Below are 19,832 nucleotides of genomic sequence, written 5' to 3'. Positions count from 1 at the left end.
AGTATTTGATTGTATCTCAATAAAATTAAATATCTTTGTAAGCGGATTGAGGCTACTCTATCCAAGACATATTAGAATTTAGAAGAAGCGTTATGCTTATTTCTTGCGAATGAAAACCTGAGAAACTTTCAAACGTGTACAAGAATAGCATAGTGGTTCTCACGCTATAGCGTGGGCTGCTATTGTTACATCTGTACACAAAGGTTTTCTCAGGACCTTCATTCAAAGACGTGGCATTACAGTTCCACGCTTCGTGATATTATAAAGTCCTTGTGGCAGCTGGAGGTGTATAATTAAAACAGTTAGTTGATATGAAACAGAATATATGCGTGGTAATATTTTTATTGCTTTCAACCATATGTAAAGCCCAAACATTCATATACCCCCAAAACGATTCTATCCTGACAGAATATAATGATGGAAAATTTTGGGCTTATTTAAACAAAAATGATTTTGTTGTAGGTCTTTCATGCTTTGAGGAAAAAGATGATTATGGAAAATACTATCACTTGGATATTTTTATCAAGAATTTAAGTGAAACCCCAATTGTATTCCAACCTGATAGCGTACACTCTAATCTACTAACAAAAAAAGATGATACTTTAAAACTTGAAGTATATACAAATGAAGAATATCAAAAAAAAATAAAACGCTCACAAGCATGGGCTATGGCATTATATGGAATCTCTGCCGGCATTAATGCAGGAACAGCAGGATATTCAACATCCTATTCTACGTCTTATTCTTCTAATGGTTATGCTTACACTACCATAACCAATCATTATGACGCTAATGCAGCATACCAAGCAAATGTCGCATCTACCAATCAAATGCTTACATTAGGACAAATGATGGATAATGACCGAACTATACGTGAACAAGGATATTTAAAAACCACAACTATTTATCCCGATGAAGCTATTATTGGCTATATGAATATTAAAAGGAAAAAAGGTAAGATTTTGATTGTAAACATTCCCATCGGAGATTATATTTATACTTTCAAATGGGATGTAAATAGGAAGAAATAAATACAGTAATAGCTATACTATTACCCTTAATTTTAATCACTTAAATGATTTACCTATGAAGAAACTTACGATTATTTTTTATTTATTTTTAATTCCATTATGTGTTTTTGCACAAAATGAAAGTTCCATTTCACATACCAAAACAGTTAATGATTCTACTTTGATTAAAATACATGCTATTGTAGAAGATATAGATTTTCGTATGCATGGACTTGATAGATACAAGCTATATCCAACAGAAAATATATATAATTTTCTGCAATTAGATACAATGACAGGGAAAATAGAAATTGTACAATGGTCTTTGGATGATGATAAAGAAGGTTCTGCAACCCTTAATAACGAAGACCTATCTCTTGGTACAGGCTGTGGAACATTTGAATTATATCCAACAAAAAATATATATCAATTTCTTTTGTTAGATAAAGTAACAGGAAGAAGATGGCATGTTCAATGGGGATTTGAATCAAGTAAAAGATGGATAAAAAGAATCTATTAAATCAGTAATATGCATATTGCCATCACCGTTATCTTTTTTGCAGTGGTAATCTTTATTAAATTGAAGATGCCAATGTGGAAAGGCAAGTATTCTGAAAAACTTGTGAATAACAAGATTCAAGAGTTACCAGAAGAGTATGTTGTTTTTAATGATTTACTATTCGAAAGTAACGGATATTCAACACAAATTGACCATATTGTAGTTTCACCTTATGGTGTCTTTGTAATTGAAACAAAGGGATATAAAGGTTGGATTTTGGGCAGAGAGAACGGTGAATACTGGACGCAAACCATCTATAAAAGTAAACATCAATTTTACAATCCGATAAAACAAAACGCTGGACATGTAAGATTTTTGCATCATTTGCTCAAATGTTCAACGGATATACTTTTTATTCCAATTGTCGTTTTCAATAACAGTGCGGAATTAAAAGTGCATGCTGACAATAACATAGTTGTAAACAGATATAATCTAAAACGTGCTATATTACAATACAGAACTGCTGTTCTTAATCAGGAGACCATAAATTGGATAATACAGACAATTAACCAGAATCGCATAATCGCTGATAAAGAGAAACTAAAACAGCATAAGCATAACGCAAAGGCTCGGCAATACAGAAGTTCACGCCTAATAAATCAAGGTGTTTGTCCTCAATGCGGAGGACATCTCATTTTGAGGAAAGGCAAGTACGGCACTTTCTATGGATGTTCAAACTTTCCCACATGCAAGTTTACCATAAACTCATAAATAGCAATCCTTGTTTTATATAGTATCAGAACATAAAACTAAACCCTTTCTTTCGTGATACATTGAATCGTTCAATTTCTATAGAAAGTGATTTCTTCAACTGCCTTGCCATAAAGTCCAAAAACGGCTGATTAGTTTCTTCATTCTGACATTGGCGCAGGGAAAGAATATATTCTTCTCTATCTTCTTTAAATATTTTGGTCGGAAAAAGGTGATAACAAAATTGGATGTAGTTCATCAGTAATCGAGCCGTTCTTCCGTTGCCATCCACCCACGGATGAATAGTTACTAAATTAAGGTGGGCATTAAAGCTCAATTCGTATTGTTCTCGAAGTGTTCCCATTTTTTTTTGCTTCTCTTGAAGAATCGCACAAAGTTCATCCACCTTAGCAGGAACTTTCAAATAGTTCATATAAGAATGTCCACCAACACCAGCCGTAACACCACATAGACGGAACTCTCCTTTAGAAGAATCAAAAGAGCCGCCCAACACACTGTGAACGCTGCCAGTAGTACGCATCAACATTGCATTCAACCTTTTCAGAAAAGCAGGAGTTATAGGTACAAGACTGCCTGATTCAGTTTTGGCAAGTTCATACGCTTGCTTCAAATCTTCATTCATCAGATGATGTACAAGCGGTTTCCCTTTCGCTGTTACTCCCTCGTCAAAGAGAAGCTGCGTATCAAGTTCGGTCAACGTTGAGCCTTCTATGGCTGTGGAATGGGTAATGAGAGAATAAAGGTAGTACTTGTCATAGTCCACCGCTTCACTGATACCAAGTTTTTGAAACTTCTGGTACAACAGTTCTATTTCTTGCCAAACACCTTGTTCCATTACTTTTATTTAATAGGCTTTATTTCTTTTCAAAGGTAACTTATTTACTACGTTCAACCAAAAGAAATAATGACTTACTGCTATATTTTTTGCACGTGTGGGGAAAATGTGGGGAAAATTCAAGCAAAAGAAAAAGCTAAGTATTGAACTATCAAATACTTAGCTTTCTTTCTTGTACCCAGACCCGGGGTCGAACCGGGATGGAAGTGAATCCACTGGTGTTTGAGACCAGCGCGTCTACCGATTCCGCCATCTGGGCGCATACTTGATTTCTCAATTGCGGTGCAAAGATACGACATTATTTTGATTCCACAATAGTTTGGCAAAAAAAAGGAGAAAAAAATAATAAAACATATCTTAAACACTTCTCTATTCAGAGAATAAACCGTACATTAGCAGAAACTTTAAAATAGAGTCACTATCATGACAAACCAGGATAATTATTGCGTGATTATGGGTGGCGGCATTGGAAGCCGCTTCTGGCCGTTTAGCCGCAAAACATTGCCCAAACAATTCTTAGATTTCTTCGGAACGGGCCGTTCACTTTTACAACAGACTTTCGACCGGTTCCAAAAGGTTATCCCAACAGAAAATATTTTCATCGTTACCAATGCAATGTATGCGGACTTAGTGAAGGAACAATTGCCCGAAGTGAACGAAGAACAGATTCTGCTGGAACCCGCAAGACGAAATACCGCTCCGTGTATAGCATGGGCCGCTTACCACATCCGGGCACTGAACCCGAACGCCAATATCGTAGTCGCTCCTTCAGACCATTTAATTTTAAAAGAGGATGAGTTTCTTGCCGCTATCGAAAAAGGACTTGATTTTGTTTCACGCTCGGAAAAGCTACTGACATTAGGTATTAAACCCAATCGCCCGGAAACAGGGTACGGATATATACAAATAGACGAACCCGCAGGAGGAAACTTCTATAAAGTAAAAACATTCACTGAAAAACCGGAACTGGAATTAGCTAAAGTATTCGTAGAGAGCGGAGAATTTTATTGGAATTCCGGCCTATTTATGTGGAATGTAAATACAATCATCAAAGCAAGTGAAGATTTACTGCCTGAATTAGCTTCCAAACTGGCACCGGGAAAAGATATTTATGCCACCGACAAGGAGAAAGCATTCATCGAAGAAAACTTCCCAGCATGTCCTAATGTATCCATCGACTTCGGCATTATGGAGAAAGCGGATAATGTGTATGTATCATTAGGAGATTTTGGCTGGTCCGATCTTGGAACTTGGGGATCACTTTATGATTTATCGGAAAGAGACCCGGAAGGCAATGTTACGCTGAAGTGCCATTCACTTATATATAATAGTAAAGATAATATGGTAGTACTTCCGAAAGGCAAACTGGCCGTTATCGATGGACTGGAAGGATTTCTGATAGCCGAATCGGACAACGTTCTTTTGATTTGCCGCAAAGATGAAGAACATGCTATCCGTAAATATGTAAACGACGCCCAAATGCAACTGGGCGATGATTTCATTTAATAACACGCAACCTGACGCCGGAGCCAAAACCGGATAAGACCATACAAATAGTGAACGGTGAACAAACCGCATAATTGATTGCAGAGAGTTCACCGTTCACTGTTTATAATCAAAAAACTTTGTGTGTCTTTAAATAATCATGAGTTTCTAAATAATCTCTATTCCCTGCTCCTTGCAAAGTTGCAGTCCCAGATCTTTCAATCTGAACTTCTGAATCTTTCCACTACCCGTCATCGGGAATTCATTCACAAAGAAGATATATTTCGGAATCTTATAACGGGATATCTTATTTCTGCAGAAATCACGTACATCGGCTTCCTGCATTTGTACTCCTTCCTGCAAAATAATAAATGCTCCGACTGCCTCACCATACTTTTTAGAAGGAATACCAGCTACCTGAACATCTTTCACTCCGTCAAGCTTATAAAGAAACTCTTCTATTTCGCGCGGATAAATATTCTCGCCACCACGAATAATCATATCTTTGATACGTCCGGTAATCCGGTAATTTCCATCTTCATCCTTAATACCCAAGTCGCCGGAATGCAAGAAGTTGTTTTCATCAAGCACTTCCGCCGTTGCTTCCGGATTCTTATAATATCCTTTCATGGTATTATAACCACGGTTACACATTTCACCTTGTACCCCAACCGGACATTCTTCACCTGTTTCAGGATCAATCACCTTCACCTCCGTAAATTCAAAATCATGTCCTACCGTATTACAACGTACATCGAACGGATCATCAATACGAGAAGCTGTCATACCCGGAGCAGTCTCCGTCAGTCCATATACACTAGTCACCTTCATATACATTTTCTCTTCTACCTGCTTCATCAGTTCGACAGGACACAGCGAACCGGCCATAATACCTGTACGAAGACAAGACATATCAAAGAGATCGAACATCGGATGATGCAACTCGGCGATAAACATAGTCGGCACACCATAAAGAGCCGTACAACGTTCTTTATGAATAGAGGCCAGCACAACCAACGGGTCGAAACGTTCTACCATCACTTGTGTACAACCATGAGTCAGACAGTTCATGGTAGCCAATACTACCCCAAAACAATGGAACAACGGAACGCAACAACAAAGTTTGTCATCTGCCGTGAACTTCATGTGTTCCCCCGTCAGAAATCCATTATTGGTGATATTATAATGTGTCAACATCACCCCTTTCGGGAAGCCGGTAGTGCCCGACGTATATTGCATATTTACTACATCGTGACAATCCACTTTGCTTTTTAGTTCGTTCAAACGGTCATCTTCCACATTATCTCCCAACAGCAGGATCTCCGCTGTATTATACATACCACGATGTTTTTCCTGACCTACATATACTACATTTCGCATATATGGAAAGCGTTCGCTCTTTAAATGTCCACGCTCACAAGTCTTCAATTCAGGAAGCATCGTGTATGTCATCTGCACAAAATCACTATCCTTCTCACCATTCACAATACAAAGCGTATGCATATCCGAGTTCTGACAAAGATATTCCAACTCCGATTGCTTGTAGTTCGTATTCACTGTAACATATACCGCACCAATCTTCGCGCAGGCATATAGCAATGTCAACCAATCGGGAACATTAGCCGCCCAGATACCCACATGAGTACCACGTTCCACACCAATGGCAATAAGCCCTTTTGCCATATCATCCACACGACGGTTCAACTGACTCCAGGTAAAACGGAGATTTCGGTCGGAATATACGATATATTCCTTATCGGGAGTCTCTTCAGCCCAGTGTTCCAGCCACTGCCCCAAAGTACGATCAAATAATTGCATGTAATTATACTTAAGTCTTGGTTCCTACTATTTCATTAAATCGGTGTGTAAACTACTGCCAGGATTTTTGCAGCCTGTCCCTCATAAGCATGTACATGATGAGGAACAATGGAATCATAATAAATACTATCACCCTCTTCCAGCAGATAGGTGTTCTTGCCATAGCTGATTTCCATGATACCTTCCATAACCATGATAAACTCTTCTCCTTCATGAGAAGAAAGCACGAAGTCGGTATCTTGCGTCGGCATCACATCGATAATAAACGGTTCCATGTGACGGTCCGCCTTTGACTTGGACAACGAGTGATATTCCATGTGTTTGCGAGAGTGAATCGCATTATTGGAAAAACTGATCGCATCTTTGGCTTCTTTCTTACGGCATACGACCGGTCCGACTTCATCCTGATCATCAAGGAAAGTACCCAGACGTACTCCCAACACACGCGCAATCTTAATCAGCGGTGCGAGAGAAGGTATATCAATGTTATTCTCAATACGTTCAATCTGTTCGATAGCCAAACCTGAACGTTGCGCCAACTCTTCTATGCTTATTGATTTATCTTCGCGGAGGGCTTTAATTTTTTCGCCAACAATCTTACTTGTATCCATTTTGAAAGCATTTTAGTTATCAAAGGTGATAAATTATAATAATTAAGCTGCAAAAATAGCAAAATCTTTAGATGAACACAATTATAACCGAAGAAAATACGATTGTCAGGAAGAAAAAGAAGAAACTAAAAAAAAGCCGCTCCTCTATCATGAGGAACGGCTTTAAATCTTTTCGCGACAAGTAGATTACTTACGCAAACCGAGCTCTTTAACAATAGCACGATATCTTTCGATATCTCTTGCTTTCAGGTAGTCGAGTAAGCGACGACGCTTACCTACCAACATTGTTAACGCTCTTTCAGTACTATAATCTTTTCTGTTGAGCTTCATGTGCTCAGTCAGGTGAGAAATACGGTAGGAAAACAATGCCACTTGGGCCTCAGCTGAGCCGGTGTCAGTGTTAGACTTTCCGTACTTTCCGAAGATTTCTTGCTTTTTAGCAGCGTCTAAATACATAATTCTTAGAATTTTAATTGATAAATTATTCTTTTGAGCGTGCAAAGATAGGCATTATCTTTATATCACACAACGATTTACAAGAAAAAATTGCTATCATTGCGCATATTTCTAATCCTATTTTCGTACCTTTGCAGCCAAATAATAGGTATTATATGCAAAATATTCGAAACATTGCAATCATTGCCCATGTTGACCATGGGAAAACAACGCTGGTTGACAAGATGCTATTGGCCGGAAATTTATTCCGCAGCAACCAAAATAGTGGTGAACTTATCCTGGATAACAACGATTTGGAACGCGAACGTGGTATAACGATTCTTTCCAAAAACGTATCCATCAATTACAACGGTACAAAAATTAATATTATTGATACTCCGGGACACAGCGACTTCGGTGGTGAAGTAGAACGTGTATTGAATATGGCCGATGGCTGTATTCTGTTGGTAGATGCCTTCGAGGGTCCGATGCCACAGACTCGTTTCGTACTGCAAAAGGCGCTCGAAATCGGTTTGAAACCCATTGTGGTAGTTAATAAGGTAGATAAACCTAACTGCCGCCCGGAAGAAGTTTACGAGATGGTTTTCGACTTGATGTTCAGCTTGAACGCAACGGAAGATCAGTTGGACTTCCCCGTGATTTACGGTTCCGCCAAAAACAACTGGATGAGCACCGACTGGCAGCAACAAACTGACAGCATCACTCCGCTACTGGATTGTATCGTCGAAAACATTCCGGCACCGCAACAGTTGGAAGGTACTCCCCAGATGTTGATTACTTCTCTGGATTATTCTTCTTATACCGGTCGTATTGCCGTAGGTCGCGTACATCGTGGTACATTAAAAGAAGGTATGAATATAACGCTTGTGAAACGTAACGGCGATATGTTCAAGAGCAAAATTAAAGAGCTCCATGTTTTCGAAGGTTTAGGCCGTGTGAAAACAAATGAGGTTTCTTCCGGTGACATCTGCGCGCTGGTAGGTATTGACGGATTCGAGATTGGAGATACAGTTTGTGATTTCGAAAGTCCGGAAGCACTGCCACCCATCGCAATTGACGAACCAACCATGAGTATGTTGTTTGCTATCAACGATTCTCCTTTCTTCGGTAAGGATGGTAAGTTTGTGACTTCACGTCACATCCACGACCGTCTGATGAAGGAACTCGACAAGAACCTGGCCCTCCGCGTAAGAAAGAGTGAAGAAGACGGTAAATGGATTGTTTCCGGCCGTGGTGTACTCCACCTTTCTGTATTGATTGAAACAATGCGCCGCGAGGGATATGAATTGCAGGTAGGTCAGCCACAGGTTATCTTCAGAGAAATCGACGGTGTGAAATGCGAACCGATTGAAGAGTTGACCATCAACGTACCGGAAGAATATTCCAGCAAGATTATTGATATGGTTACCCGCCGTAAAGGTGAAATGGTAAAGATGGAAAATACAGGCGAACGCATCAATCTTGAATTCAATATGCCTTCACGCGGTATCATCGGTTTGCGTACCAATGTACTGACGGCTTCTGCCGGTGAAGCCATTATGGCACACCGTTTCAAAGAATATCAGCCGCACAAAGGAGAAATTGAACGTCGTACCAATGGTTCTATGATTGCTATGGAAAGCGGAACAGCTTTTGCTTACGCCATCGACAAATTACAGGATCGCGGTAAGTTCTTTATTTTCCCGCAGGACGAAGTCTATGCAGGACAGGTAGTAGGCGAGCACTCTCACGACAACGACTTGGTTATCAACGTAACCAAATCGAAGAAGCTGACGAATATGCGTGCTTCCGGTTCGGATGACAAAGTACGTCTGATTCCGCCTATCCAGTTCTCACTTGAAGAGGCACTGGAATATATTAAGGAAGACGAATATGTAGAAGTTACTCCAAAGGCAATGCGTATGCGTAAAGTGATTTTGGACGAAATCGAACGTAAACGTGCCAACAAGAACTAACCATTCTTTCATTATATTATAATAGAAATCCCGGTGAAACGCTGTGTTTTACCGGGATTTTATTTTTTTCTGCAGTATGGCACGTATTACTAATACAACAACAATCCTACCACACCCGCCAGACAAATCAACAGGATAGGGTGAAGATTCCATTTCCATGTAACCAAAAAGGCTGCCGCAAAAATACCGATACTTTTATAGTCCATAAAATTTTCTCTATTCATCATAAGCAATGCAGCCGAAGCAATCAAAGCAACCGACATAGGTAGCAGTCCGGACATAGCCGCCTTAATATACTTGTTATCCTTGCACTTCGCAAAGAAATAAGAAATGAGCAACACCAGAATAAAAGAAGGTAAACAAACCGCTACCGTAGCCAGCACCGCTCCCCACACGCTTTGCGTTACCGCATACCCTACATAAGTAGCACTATTGATACCAATCGGCCCTGGAGTCATTTGCGAAATCGCCACCACATCCGTAAACTGTTGGGGAGTCAGCCAATGATGAATATCCACTATCTCATGTTGAATAAGGGAAAGCATCGCATATCCACCTCCAAAACCGAACATACCTATTTTAAGATACACCCAAAGTAATTGCAAATATATCATACCTCTTTATTCATTATTTTTTCTTTCAACCACAATGTATATACCAATCCTCCCAGAATTCCTGCCAATACAATATAAATAGGAGACAGTCCAAACTGCCAAATCAAAAGAGTAGCTATGGCAGGAGCAACCAACTGAAGGTATTTCAGTTTCAGAGCTCTTACAGCAGAAATACAAGGAAACAAAATCAACGCTACCACGGCAGGACGTATTCCATTAAAGATGCGAATCATCACTTCATTATCTTGAAACCGTGCAAAAAACATGGCTATCAGCATCATAATAACAAAAGAGGGAAGAATCGTAGCCAAAGCACATACCAGGCTCCCACCCACTTTATACAATTTATATCCTACAAAAATAGAAATATTCACAGCAAACACACCCGGTAGTGACTGCGTCAAGGCAAACATCTCCATGAATTCTTCCTTACTCATCCACTGTTTGGCAACGATCTCCCGTTCAATCAACGGAATCATGGCATAACCGCCACCAATAGTAAACATTCCAATCTTCGCAAACGTCACGAACAATTTCAAATACTCTAATACCATTCCTACTTTCTAATTTTCCGATATTTTCTATTTACTGTCTAATAAGTCCTTTAGTCACATCATATTCAACCCGATAGCTACGCCCCTTCACTGTTTTAAAAGAAAGAGTCTTATCAGCATACTTTATCACACAGTTTCCTCCCGCATTAGAATGAACCACAGCTTCTTTCAGCTGATTATTCTCCCAAACCATATCCACTTCAAAATTTCCCTTTGCACAGATACCACTAACAGAGCCTTCCTTCCATGCATCCGGCAAAGCAGGCAGCAACTGAATAAAACCCATATGACTTTGAAGCAACATCTCGGTAATACCAGCTGTTCCGCCAAAGTTTCCGTCAATCTGGAAAGGCGAATGTGTATCCCACAAATTATCCAGCGTACCGTTCTTCAACAAATTGCCAAACAAGGTATAAGCATGATTACCATCTTGCAAACGTGCCCATTGATTCAACTTCCAGCCCATGCTCCAGCCGGTAGCCCCGTCACCACGATGCACCAGTACTACTTTAGCGGCTTTCGCCAGTTCGGGAGTGGTGACCGGAGAAACCGTATGCCCAGGATGCAGTCCGAACAAATGATTCACATGCCGATGCTCGTCTTTCGGATCATCAATATCTACCGACCATTCCATCAACTGACCATACCGCCCTATTTTATAAGGAACGAGATTGGCAAGCACATGCTCCCACTGCTTACGTTCTTTCTTATCTACGCCCAACACTTTACTCGCCTCGATTGCATCCAGCAAAATCTCACGTACAACGGCATGTACAAAGGTAGCACCCTGATCGATAGGGCCATGCTCCGGCGAAGTAGATGGAGCAGCCGTATATGTTCCATCCGGTTTATGCCACAAATAATCGACAGCAAAGTCCGCACTACTTTTTATCAACTCATAACCCGTTTCTTTCAGGAATTTCAGATCTCTTGTATAATCATAATACTCCCAGATATGAGTAGCCAGCCAGGGACCTGCCATAGGATTGAAGTTCCACGACATATCCTGACTTTCCAACGGAGTGGTAAATCCGAATATATTGCCGGAAATAGATGCCGTCCATCCTCTGGCACCGAAATAAGATTTCGCGGTCTTTTCACCCGGTTTTACCAGCGTACGAATGAAATCGACCAATGGAAGCATACATTCATTCAGGTTGGTGGAGCATACCGACCAATAATTCATCTGAATATTGATATTATTATGATAGTCCACACGCCACGGTCCATCGACATTATTATGCCAGATACCCTGCAAATTCGCCGGCATATTGCCCGGACGGGAACTTGAAATCAACAGATAGCGGCCGAATTGAAAATATAATTCTTCCAAATAGTAATCCGGCTGTCCTGCCCGGTAGTTTTTCAACCGCTGGGGAGTCGGCAGATTTCTTCCCTTGATCGCCGGATTCAGATTCAATTTAACCCGATCGAACAAAGCAGCATAATCATTGTAATGCTGACTAAACAAAGCAGTATACCTCTGTGACACTGCGTTATTCATCCATTCCTTGGTTGTTTCTTCCGGATTGACACCCACATACGTCTTCGGATCTTTAAAATCCGGATCAAAGTTAGGTTTATAATCAGTATCAGCCGTAATATAAAACACTACTTCATCCGCACCTTTCACCGTCAGTTTTCCATCTGCATTAAACAAGGTTCCGCCTTTTGTCTCCGCCTGAATACGAACGACGTATTTCATTCCGTTATTGTCCAGAGATGCGGAATACACCAGTCCTTTATTACCGTCAGAAGCCATATTCCCGGTAGACACCGGATTAGGCGCATAACTGAAAACCAAGTTTTGTTTACCCGGTTGATCCGCACTGAAACGCATCACCATCACATTGGCAGGATAAGAAATGAAATAATTGCGCTGATAAACCACATGATCCTTTTTAAACTGAACAACTGCCATTGCAGAGTCCAAAGAAAGGATACGTTTATAGTCACTCATCCCTATAATATTCAATCCCGTTTCTACATAAAACTCTCCCATGGTAGTAAAACTGCCGAAACGGAAAGGTGTTTCTCCGTCAGCATCATAAGACACCTCACTGTTGAAGTTTTGACGTGTCAGCATTTCAGCCTTTTCCTGATTTCCTTCCGTAAATGCCTTACGTATTTCATCCAAAAGATGAGCCGACTGTTTATTGACATTCCAATAATAGTCCGCCCCTTTCGCTGTATTCGGACCGCCACGCCAAAGCGTTTTTTCGTTAAAGGTAATACGTTCAGCTTCCACCGACCCCATGATATTCGCACCTAAACTACCATTCCCTATCGGTAATGATTGCGATTCCCAAGCGGGATCCGGATTATGACCTGCATTTCCTGCTGTTTCCGGTTTATCACCACCTTTCCACAGATCCGGTCTTCCCCCATACCACACGGCATACCCCTGCAAAGTATTGGGAGTATCAAACCAGATGGAAAGTCCTTTGGTATAATCAGTTTCACCCGCGTAAAGTCCGGAGACAAGAAACAAAGAGCAGATAAGAAAGAAATAGAGTTTCTTCATGGTTGTCGCATTATTATTCAAGATTATTCTCTCGTATATGGTTTGTACAAAAGTAATCAAAATATGCCTTTAATAAAAATAAAATACTGTCTTAATGGACACAATAATAAGGTGAAACTATATCAAACCGGCCAGTAGTTTTTTCACGACCCAATATCCTACCCTAGCCTCCGAAATCCCCTGCAATAGCCGATGATGACAAACAAATGCATCGTCAATAATTTCCGCTTCCATATAATAAAAACAACAGGCAGGATCTTTTTCAAATGCTTTCGCATACTCCAGAATATGAGTTGATATAAGGAAATGGCAACAAGAGAATCTTTTCAATAATTCATTGACTGCAAGAGAAGCCTCAAAAGCATCCTTAGCGTTAGTTCCGCGAAACATTTCATCCAAAACGACCAAACAACGTTTTCCTGTAAGCGCTTTTTGCATCACTTCTTTTATACGAAGAACCTCTGCCATGAAATGGCTTCGCCCGTCACGCAAAGAGTCCGGCAAATTAATAGAAGTATAAATACCTTCGTAAAGAGGACAAACCATTGACTTCACCGGGACAGGCAGTCCACAATGCGCCAGCCAGACAGCCAAAGTCAGTGCTTTTAAAGTGGTTGACTTTCCCGCCATGTTAGAACCCGTAAAAATACTGATATTTCCCCGAGACATCACCCAGCTATTCTCCCGTACATTTTTCACAAAAGGATGAACTACACCCTCAACCGAAAAATCCATTGTCTCCACCACTTTCGGTGTACAACAGAAATTTTTCTCTCTCGCTACCCGGTGAGCTGTCCGACAGACATCCAATAAATACAAAACTGATAATAATTCTTTCAAAGACAACAAACGGGTACATCGAAATAGATAATCGTATTTATCTATCGTATAATTAGATAGCCGCCTTTCTTCGCCAGAAGTCTGTTCCAAGACTTCACCTAATTCACTTCCGGACAAAATATCATTCACCATACGGGCTGACTCCTTCATCAATTGTGGGGCATCCTCATCCAATTCTTTCGCCCACCTCTCCAAACAATGCAGCAAATGTATTACCAATTTCACTCCCCGACAAATAACATAACGGGTTGAATCATATCTCAACAGGCGATCTATGACAGTAGCACATGACAGTAAGACGTGTGCTTCCCTGATCTGGTAGCGATAAGCCAGATAATATTCAATAAAATCCAGTTCTTCTTCATTCAAAAGAAGTTCAGGTAAAGCATCCCACGCAACAGCCTCCTGCCTTTTGCGGATCATATCCAAATCACTTAGCGGATACATAACCCAGTTCATCATCAATGATTTTCCTTCTTTCGTCTCTGTTTTAGAAAACAAAGAGAAAAGAAACTGCTCATTGTTTACAGTCTCCGTTATGCTTAAATCCGCATAGGTCTGTTTGTCTGTATCCAGATACGTCATAGCTGTCTTTAAAAGTAAATAGTCTCGTTTTGACAAATATAGGAAAAAAAACTAAACAGACAGTATTCCTTTTCATAGAAAGACACAGTATAGCAATAAAAAAGGCGGTTCGAAATCGAACCGCCTTCCATATTATATCTGATTCTCCAATTAGAGTTTCGGACCAGCAGCAACCAAAGCCTTACCAGCTTCGTTACCAGTAAATTTAGCGAAGTTCTTGATGAAACGTCCAGCCAAATCTTTAGCTTTTTCTTCCCATTGGCAAGCACATTCGTAAGTGTCGCGTGGGTCAAGGATCTTCGGATCAACACCCGGAAGTTCTGTAGGAACAACAAAGTCGAAGAAAGGAATAACCTTAGTAGGAGCTTTGTCGATAGAACCGTCAAGGATAGCGTCGATAATACCACGAGTATCTTTGATAGAGATACGTTTACCAGAACCATTCCATCCAGTGTTAACCAAGTATGCTTTAGCACCAGTCATCTCCATCTTCTTAACCAGTTCTTCTGCATATTTAGTTGGGTGCAATGACAAGAAAGCAGCACCGAAACAAGCCGAGAATGTCGGAGTCGGTTCAGTGATACCACGTTCCGTACCAGCCAATTTAGCTGTAAATCCAGACAAGAAGTAGTATTGAGCCTGTTCCGGGTTCAGGATAGATACTGGAGGCAATACACCGAACGCATCAGCCGACAAGAAGATAACTTGTTTTGCGTGAGGACCTTTAGAAACCGGTTTAACGATGTTTTCGATGTGATAGATAGGATAAGAAACACGAGTGTTTTCAGTCACGCTCTTGTCAGTGAAATCAATCTTACCGTTAGCGTCAACAGTTACGTTTTCAAGTAAAGCGTCACGTTTGATAGCATTGTAGATATCTGGTTCGCTTTCTTTATCCAAGTTGATAACCTTAGCGTAGCAACCACCTTCGTAGTTGAATACACCTTCGTTATCCCATCCGTGTTCGTCGTCACCGATCAATTTACGTTTCGGGTCAGTAGACAAAGTAGTCTTACCTGTACCAGACAATCCGAAGAAGATAGCAGAGCTAGTTCCTTCCATATCAGTGTTAGCAGAGCAGTGCATAGAAGCGATACCACGAAGCGGGTTCATGTAGTTCATGATAGAGAACATACCTTTCTTCATTTCACCACCGTACCAAGTATTCAGGATTACTTGTTCTTTAGTCTTCAGGTTGAATACTGTAGCAGTTTCAGAGTTCAAGCCCAGTTCTTTGTAGTTGTCAACTTTTGCTTTAGAAGCGTTGAAACATACGAAATCAGGTTCTCCGTAGTTAGCAAGTTCTTCAGCAGTCGGGCGAATGAACATGTTAGTTACGAAATGAGCCTGCCAAGCTACTTCCATGATGAAACGTACTTTCATACGAGTAGCTTCGTTAGCACCACAGAAAGTATCAACAACGAACAAACGTTTGCCGGAAAGTTGTTTTACAGCTTTAGCTTTCAAGTCAGCCCAAGCTTCTTCAGTACATGGTTTGTTATCGTTTTTATATTCTTCGGAAGTCCACCATACAGAATCAGCAGAAGCTTCATTCTTAACGAAGAATTTATCTTTAGGAGAACGACCGGTGTAGATACCTGTCATTACATTCACAGCGCCTAATTCAGTAACTTGACCTTTTTCAAAGCCTTCCAGACTCGGTTTTGTTTCCTCAGCGAACAAAACATCATAAGACGGATTGTGCAAAATCTCAGTCACACCTGTGATGCCGTACTTGCTTAAATCTAAATTTGCCATTTTCTTTGAATTAATTAAAATTGGTATTTTGTTTTCTATCTCTTTTCACCTTAACACGGGGAACTTTGGATACCCCCTTGTAAATCCGGCTACAAAAGTAATACTTTCTTTGGAAAGGAAGAAGGTATTAGAGAAATTTTTCCCTAATTGAAACTCTTTTATAAATTCCTAACAATATCTGCAAACTGAATATTGCAATTTGAAAGATTATCGTTTACTTTGCAAGTCAGTATGCTAGCAATACTGTGAAAATGAGATTAAAATCTGATTAAAATATAATATGAAAGTAATTGATTTTGGCCAAACTAATTCGATTCTAAACCAGTACATATCCGAAATTAGAAATGTAGAAGTTCAGAACGACCGCCTGCGTTTCCGCCGTAACATCGAACGGATCGGAGAAATCATGGCTTATGAAATGAGTAAAGAATTTAAATACTCGGTAAAGAACATCCAGACACCACTGGGAATCGCTCCGGTCAGTACACCGGACAACAATTTAGTAATCAGTACGATCCTGCGTGCTGGTCTGCCTTTCCATCAAGGTTTCCTTAGCTATTTCGACGGGGCGGAGAATGCGTTTGTTTCCGCTTACCGCAAATATAAAGATACGCTAAAATTCGATATACATATAGAATATATCGCTTCTCCCCGCATTGATGACAAAACGCTGATTATCACCGACCCTATGCTGGCAACAGGAGGGAGTATGGAACTTAGTTACCAGGCAATGCTGACCAAAGGACACCCTGCCGAAATTCATGTTGCTTCGATTATCGCCAGCCAAAAGGCTATCGATCATATAAAGAATGTATTTCCTGAAGACAAGACAACAATCTGGTGCGCAGCCATCGATCCCGAACTCAACGAACATTCTTACATTGTTCCGGGACTGGGCGATGCAGGCGATCTTGCCTATGGTGAAAAAGAATAAACGTTTAAAGATTCTTGCGATATTGCTGCGGTGAAACCCCAACCTGCTTCTTAAAGAACGTACCGAAATAAGAAGCATTGGGGAAGCCGAAGGCATTTGAAATCTCCTGAATATCCTTCTGCGTATTTTTAAGCAATGAGATGCTCTTACGAATGATAGCTTTGAATACAAGTTCCTGCACGGTATATCCACAGATACTCTTAGAAACGGCAGAAAGATATTTAGGAGATAAACACAATTTATCCGCATAAAACTCAACACCCCGTTCCTGCATATAATATTTTTCGATTAACTGGATCAAATGAATAAAGACTTCGTTTTTGCGTCCTCCCACTTCCCGCCCGTCATTGACGAGTTTGCGATTATAAATAGAGCAAATCCTGTACGTCAATGCAAGTAGAAGTAATTTCTGCTCATAAAGTTTAAATGAATTTTCTTCCGACTGTAACACATTGTCCAATAAGGACATATACTTTACGATCTCTTCTTCCTCACCAGTAGACCAGACACAAGAAGGTTCTTCGGGAGTAAGGCGGGAATACATATACATGGAAACAACCAGATTCCCCATAATATCCCGGATCGGTTCTATCTGATAGATCAAAATCCGCACCTCCATGTCTTCCGACTCTTGCAAAACCTGAAACTCGCCGTCTTCGGGAATAAACAAACTTTCGCCTGCTCCTGCGAAATGCTTTTTCTGATTAAGCGAAAACTGGAAATTACCCTGGCGGCAAATAATCACCCCCAGCCCTTTCATTTGGAAAGGTTTCTTCAGTGAGGGTGGAAAATTTACAAATATCCCTTCAGAGCTACATATATTTTTCCCACTTAACAAATCGCGATCAAACTGCAATAAACGATCTTGTCCGCTATCCATCATACTAATATATTAACAGATCATTATCAAAAACGACGCTAAGTTAGCAATTTTCGTTTAGGATAAGGAACAACGAGCACAAATATCATACAAATTAACCCACCATAAATTGTCCATCCCGCCATCTCTTTGAGTGCAGAGAGCGTGGCCTGCACCTGAATACGCCCTTTGGTAGATATAGCAGCCATGTTACGGGCTTCCGTCTCACTCTTTCCCTGATATTTCATACCTTGTACCGTACCAAGGAAGGAAGTGGAAGCATCCGGATTAAGCAGGTCCACATTTTGCGCATAACGGGTTATATAGTGTTGTTGCCGCTCCTGCAAAACATTTGTATAAATTGCTCCGCCAATACTCGGTCCCACAACCATACGCACAGTAAGCATAATACAGATCCAGGTAGAAAGATATTTAAAAGGCATACGTTGATTGGCATAAGCAGCCGTCAGCGCATACAGAATCATCATGCCTGTGGCACGGATGATAACTGCATATTTCAGACGCTCGTAAACTCCTGCTGTCTGTACCTCGAAATACATGAAAACAGCTGATAAAGACAGGAAGAAGAATCCCATCGCAAACAGATACTTAAAATGTAACCCTTTACCTCCCAACACCATAGCAATCACGGCGCCAATAGCATAACCTACCATACACCAATTACCTAATGAAGCATTTTGCAGATTATCGAGATGCATCCCCACTCCTGCAAACACATTGACAAACATAGCACTGGAGTTTATCACCATCAATAATAAGTAAAGTAATGTTCCCATACGTATAGTACGCAGTTTGAACGCATCCAGCAAAACATAAGGCGACCGGCGCGTTACGTCCATATATAGAAAAATTCCCGCAAAAAGAATACTTACAGCTGTCGCCCAACGGATAGATTCGTCATCATACCAGTCGAGTACTTTTCCATAAACCAGCACATACGTGAGACAAGTCAGCGAGATGCAAAATGCAGTGACATTGCCGAACTTACGGAAATTAATAGGAAACCTTCCGGGAAACTTATAATTCGGCATGGTAATAAACAAGAGCAAAATAGAGATCAGGAGAATCCCCATCATAAAGTAATACACATATTTCCACTCATATTCAAAGGACAGCCAAGCCGTCAATGCTGTGCCCGACTGTCCTAGAATCATAAAAAACAGATAAACAGCCGGCTGACTCACACATCTTTCAATGTCCAATTTATTCCAACCAGCAGTATCTTTCGGCTCCAACCCCGGAGTAATATTGCGGGTAGCTTCCATTCCACCCGCATACCAAATGAGTGTGAACAGATTGACCATCATCAGTACCATACGCAAGAAACCCGTCAGAAGACTACAAAGCGCCAACAGAAAAACGCTGTCTGTCTTTGCACAGATATAACTGAATATATACATGAACGCAAACCCGACAATACACATCATCTTCTCCCGCCGCACACACACCAACTGATATAGGAAAGGAGCAAAGGCTGCCATACCAATAGAAGTAACAAAGTTGGCAAACTGGATATGCTCGGATATAATGCCAAGCCCGCTCATCATTTCGGTGCTATTCACCGAATAAACCCCACCTACCGTAAGAATCGGCAGAAAGAAAAATAACAGAATGATAATACCCAACGGTTTGGGCATCCAGCTATAGAAAGGATAATTTTTAGGATAAGAGGGCATTAATCTTTGATTTATGAATTATGATTT

The 19,832-nt window shown here is 40.6% G+C and carries 17 protein-coding genes and 1 tRNA gene; 6 read left to right on the top strand and 12 right to left on the bottom strand.

What is annotated here, in order from left to right; genetic code table 11:
• The first annotated feature begins 311 nt into the window (after positions 1 to 311).
• The 3 genes from BSAG_RS08530 to BSAG_RS08540 are packed head-to-tail and all read left to right on the top strand — an operon-like array spanning position 312 to position 2,280.
• Positions 312 to 1,031 (top strand): hypothetical protein, encoded by a 720-nt coding sequence (locus tag BSAG_RS08530; protein WP_005649593.1) that lies wholly within the window; start codon positions 312 to 314, stop codon positions 1,029 to 1,031.
• A 55-nt stretch (positions 1,032 to 1,086) separates the two neighbouring features.
• Positions 1,087 to 1,530: a hypothetical protein gene (locus BSAG_RS08535; protein WP_004291348.1), complete on the top strand. Its 444-nt coding sequence runs from the start codon at positions 1,087 to 1,089 to the stop codon at positions 1,528 to 1,530.
• A 9-nt stretch (positions 1,531 to 1,539) separates the two neighbouring features.
• The gene (locus BSAG_RS08540; protein WP_004291349.1) at positions 1,540 to 2,280 is read left to right on the top strand and encodes an NERD domain-containing protein; all 741 of its coding nucleotides are present in this window, start codon (positions 1,540 to 1,542) and stop codon (positions 2,278 to 2,280) included.
• Between the two features lie 25 nt (positions 2,281 to 2,305).
• Here the strand turns inward: BSAG_RS08540 and BSAG_RS08545 are convergent, their stop codons facing one another.
• Together BSAG_RS08545 and BSAG_RS08550 are read right to left on the bottom strand one after the other, a co-directional pair.
• On the bottom strand, positions 2,306 to 3,115 hold the full coding sequence (locus BSAG_RS08545) for a Fic family protein (RefSeq protein ID WP_004291350.1): 810 nt from the start codon (positions 3,113 to 3,115) through the stop codon (positions 2,306 to 2,308).
• Positions 3,116 to 3,290: 175 nt separating this feature from the next.
• A tRNA-Leu gene (locus tag BSAG_RS08550) sits at positions 3,291 to 3,374 on the bottom strand.
• 164 nt (positions 3,375 to 3,538) lie between these two features.
• Here BSAG_RS08550 and BSAG_RS08555 point away from each other — a divergent pair.
• Positions 3,539 to 4,621 carry a mannose-1-phosphate guanylyltransferase gene (locus tag BSAG_RS08555; protein WP_004317553.1) on the top strand — a complete coding sequence of 361 codons (1,083 nt, stop codon included), beginning with the start codon at positions 3,539 to 3,541 and terminating at the stop codon, positions 4,619 to 4,621.
• A gap of 147 nt (positions 4,622 to 4,768) precedes the next feature.
• Here the strand turns inward: BSAG_RS08555 and BSAG_RS08560 are convergent, their stop codons facing one another.
• The 3 genes from BSAG_RS08560 to rpsO all read right to left on the bottom strand — a co-directional run bounded on the left by BSAG_RS08560 (position 4,769) and on the right by rpsO (position 7,485).
• Complete coding sequence (locus tag BSAG_RS08560; RefSeq protein WP_004310697.1) at positions 4,769 to 6,418, bottom strand: AMP-binding protein; 1,650 nt, start codon at positions 6,416 to 6,418, stop codon at positions 4,769 to 4,771.
• 35 nt (positions 6,419 to 6,453) lie between these two features.
• Positions 6,454 to 7,029: a helix-turn-helix domain-containing protein gene (locus tag BSAG_RS08565; protein WP_004317551.1), complete on the bottom strand. Its 576-nt coding sequence runs from the start codon at positions 7,027 to 7,029 to the stop codon at positions 6,454 to 6,456.
• A gap of 186 nt (positions 7,030 to 7,215) precedes the next feature.
• Complete coding sequence (gene rpsO, locus BSAG_RS08570) at positions 7,216 to 7,485, bottom strand: 30S ribosomal protein S15 (RefSeq protein WP_004296393.1); 270 nt, start codon at positions 7,483 to 7,485, stop codon at positions 7,216 to 7,218.
• A 155-nt stretch (positions 7,486 to 7,640) separates the two neighbouring features.
• On the opposite strand from rpsO, the gene typA reads away from it, so the two are divergent.
• Positions 7,641 to 9,440 (top strand): translational GTPase TypA, encoded by a 1,800-nt coding sequence (gene typA, locus BSAG_RS08575; protein ID WP_004317549.1) that lies wholly within the window; start codon positions 7,641 to 7,643, stop codon positions 9,438 to 9,440.
• 89 nt (positions 9,441 to 9,529) lie between these two features.
• Here the strand turns inward: typA and BSAG_RS08580 are convergent, their stop codons facing one another.
• From BSAG_RS08580 to pckA, 5 genes are all read right to left on the bottom strand, one after another.
• Entirely contained in the window at positions 9,530 to 10,054 is a 525-nt protein-coding gene (locus BSAG_RS08580) for a chromate transporter (RefSeq protein ID WP_004317547.1), read from the bottom strand.
• Positions 10,051 to 10,608, bottom strand: coding sequence for a chromate transporter (locus tag BSAG_RS08585; RefSeq protein WP_004317546.1), 558 nt, complete (start codon positions 10,606 to 10,608; stop codon positions 10,051 to 10,053). Before BSAG_RS08585 ends, BSAG_RS08580 begins: the two co-directional genes overlap by 4 nt.
• A gap of 31 nt (positions 10,609 to 10,639) precedes the next feature.
• Positions 10,640 to 13,132: a glycosyl hydrolase family 95 catalytic domain-containing protein gene (locus BSAG_RS08590; protein ID WP_004317544.1), complete on the bottom strand. Its 2,493-nt coding sequence runs from the start codon at positions 13,130 to 13,132 to the stop codon at positions 10,640 to 10,642.
• Positions 13,133 to 13,249: 117 nt separating this feature from the next.
• Positions 13,250 to 14,557 carry a MutS-related protein gene (locus tag BSAG_RS08595; protein ID WP_004317543.1) on the bottom strand — a complete coding sequence of 436 codons (1,308 nt, stop codon included), beginning with the start codon at positions 14,555 to 14,557 and terminating at the stop codon, positions 13,250 to 13,252.
• Positions 14,558 to 14,707: 150 nt separating this feature from the next.
• Complete coding sequence (pckA, locus tag BSAG_RS08600; RefSeq protein WP_004317539.1) at positions 14,708 to 16,315, bottom strand: phosphoenolpyruvate carboxykinase (ATP); 1,608 nt, start codon at positions 16,313 to 16,315, stop codon at positions 14,708 to 14,710.
• A gap of 280 nt (positions 16,316 to 16,595) precedes the next feature.
• Here pckA and upp point away from each other — a divergent pair, with 280 nt between their 5' ends.
• Entirely contained in the window at positions 16,596 to 17,249 is a 654-nt protein-coding gene (gene upp, locus BSAG_RS08605) for a uracil phosphoribosyltransferase (RefSeq protein WP_004296418.1), read from the top strand.
• Positions 17,250 to 17,253: 4 nt separating this feature from the next.
• Here the strand turns inward: upp and BSAG_RS08610 are convergent, their stop codons facing one another.
• Both BSAG_RS08610 and BSAG_RS08615 read right to left on the bottom strand, forming a co-directional pair.
• Positions 17,254 to 18,129 (bottom strand): helix-turn-helix domain-containing protein, encoded by an 876-nt coding sequence (locus BSAG_RS08610; protein ID WP_008770588.1) that lies wholly within the window; start codon positions 18,127 to 18,129, stop codon positions 17,254 to 17,256.
• A 38-nt stretch (positions 18,130 to 18,167) separates the two neighbouring features.
• Complete coding sequence (locus BSAG_RS08615) at positions 18,168 to 19,805, bottom strand: hypothetical protein (protein WP_004317535.1); 1,638 nt, start codon at positions 19,803 to 19,805, stop codon at positions 18,168 to 18,170.
• Positions 19,806 to 19,832 lie beyond the last annotated feature (27 nt).

This window comes from Bacteroides sp. D1, from assembly GCF_000157095.2.
GTDB lineage: Bacteria > Bacteroidota > Bacteroidia > Bacteroidales > Bacteroidaceae > Bacteroides > Bacteroides xylanisolvens.
Note: the sequence above shows the minus strand (reverse complement) of the source record. Positions and strands in the feature narration are given on the sequence as shown.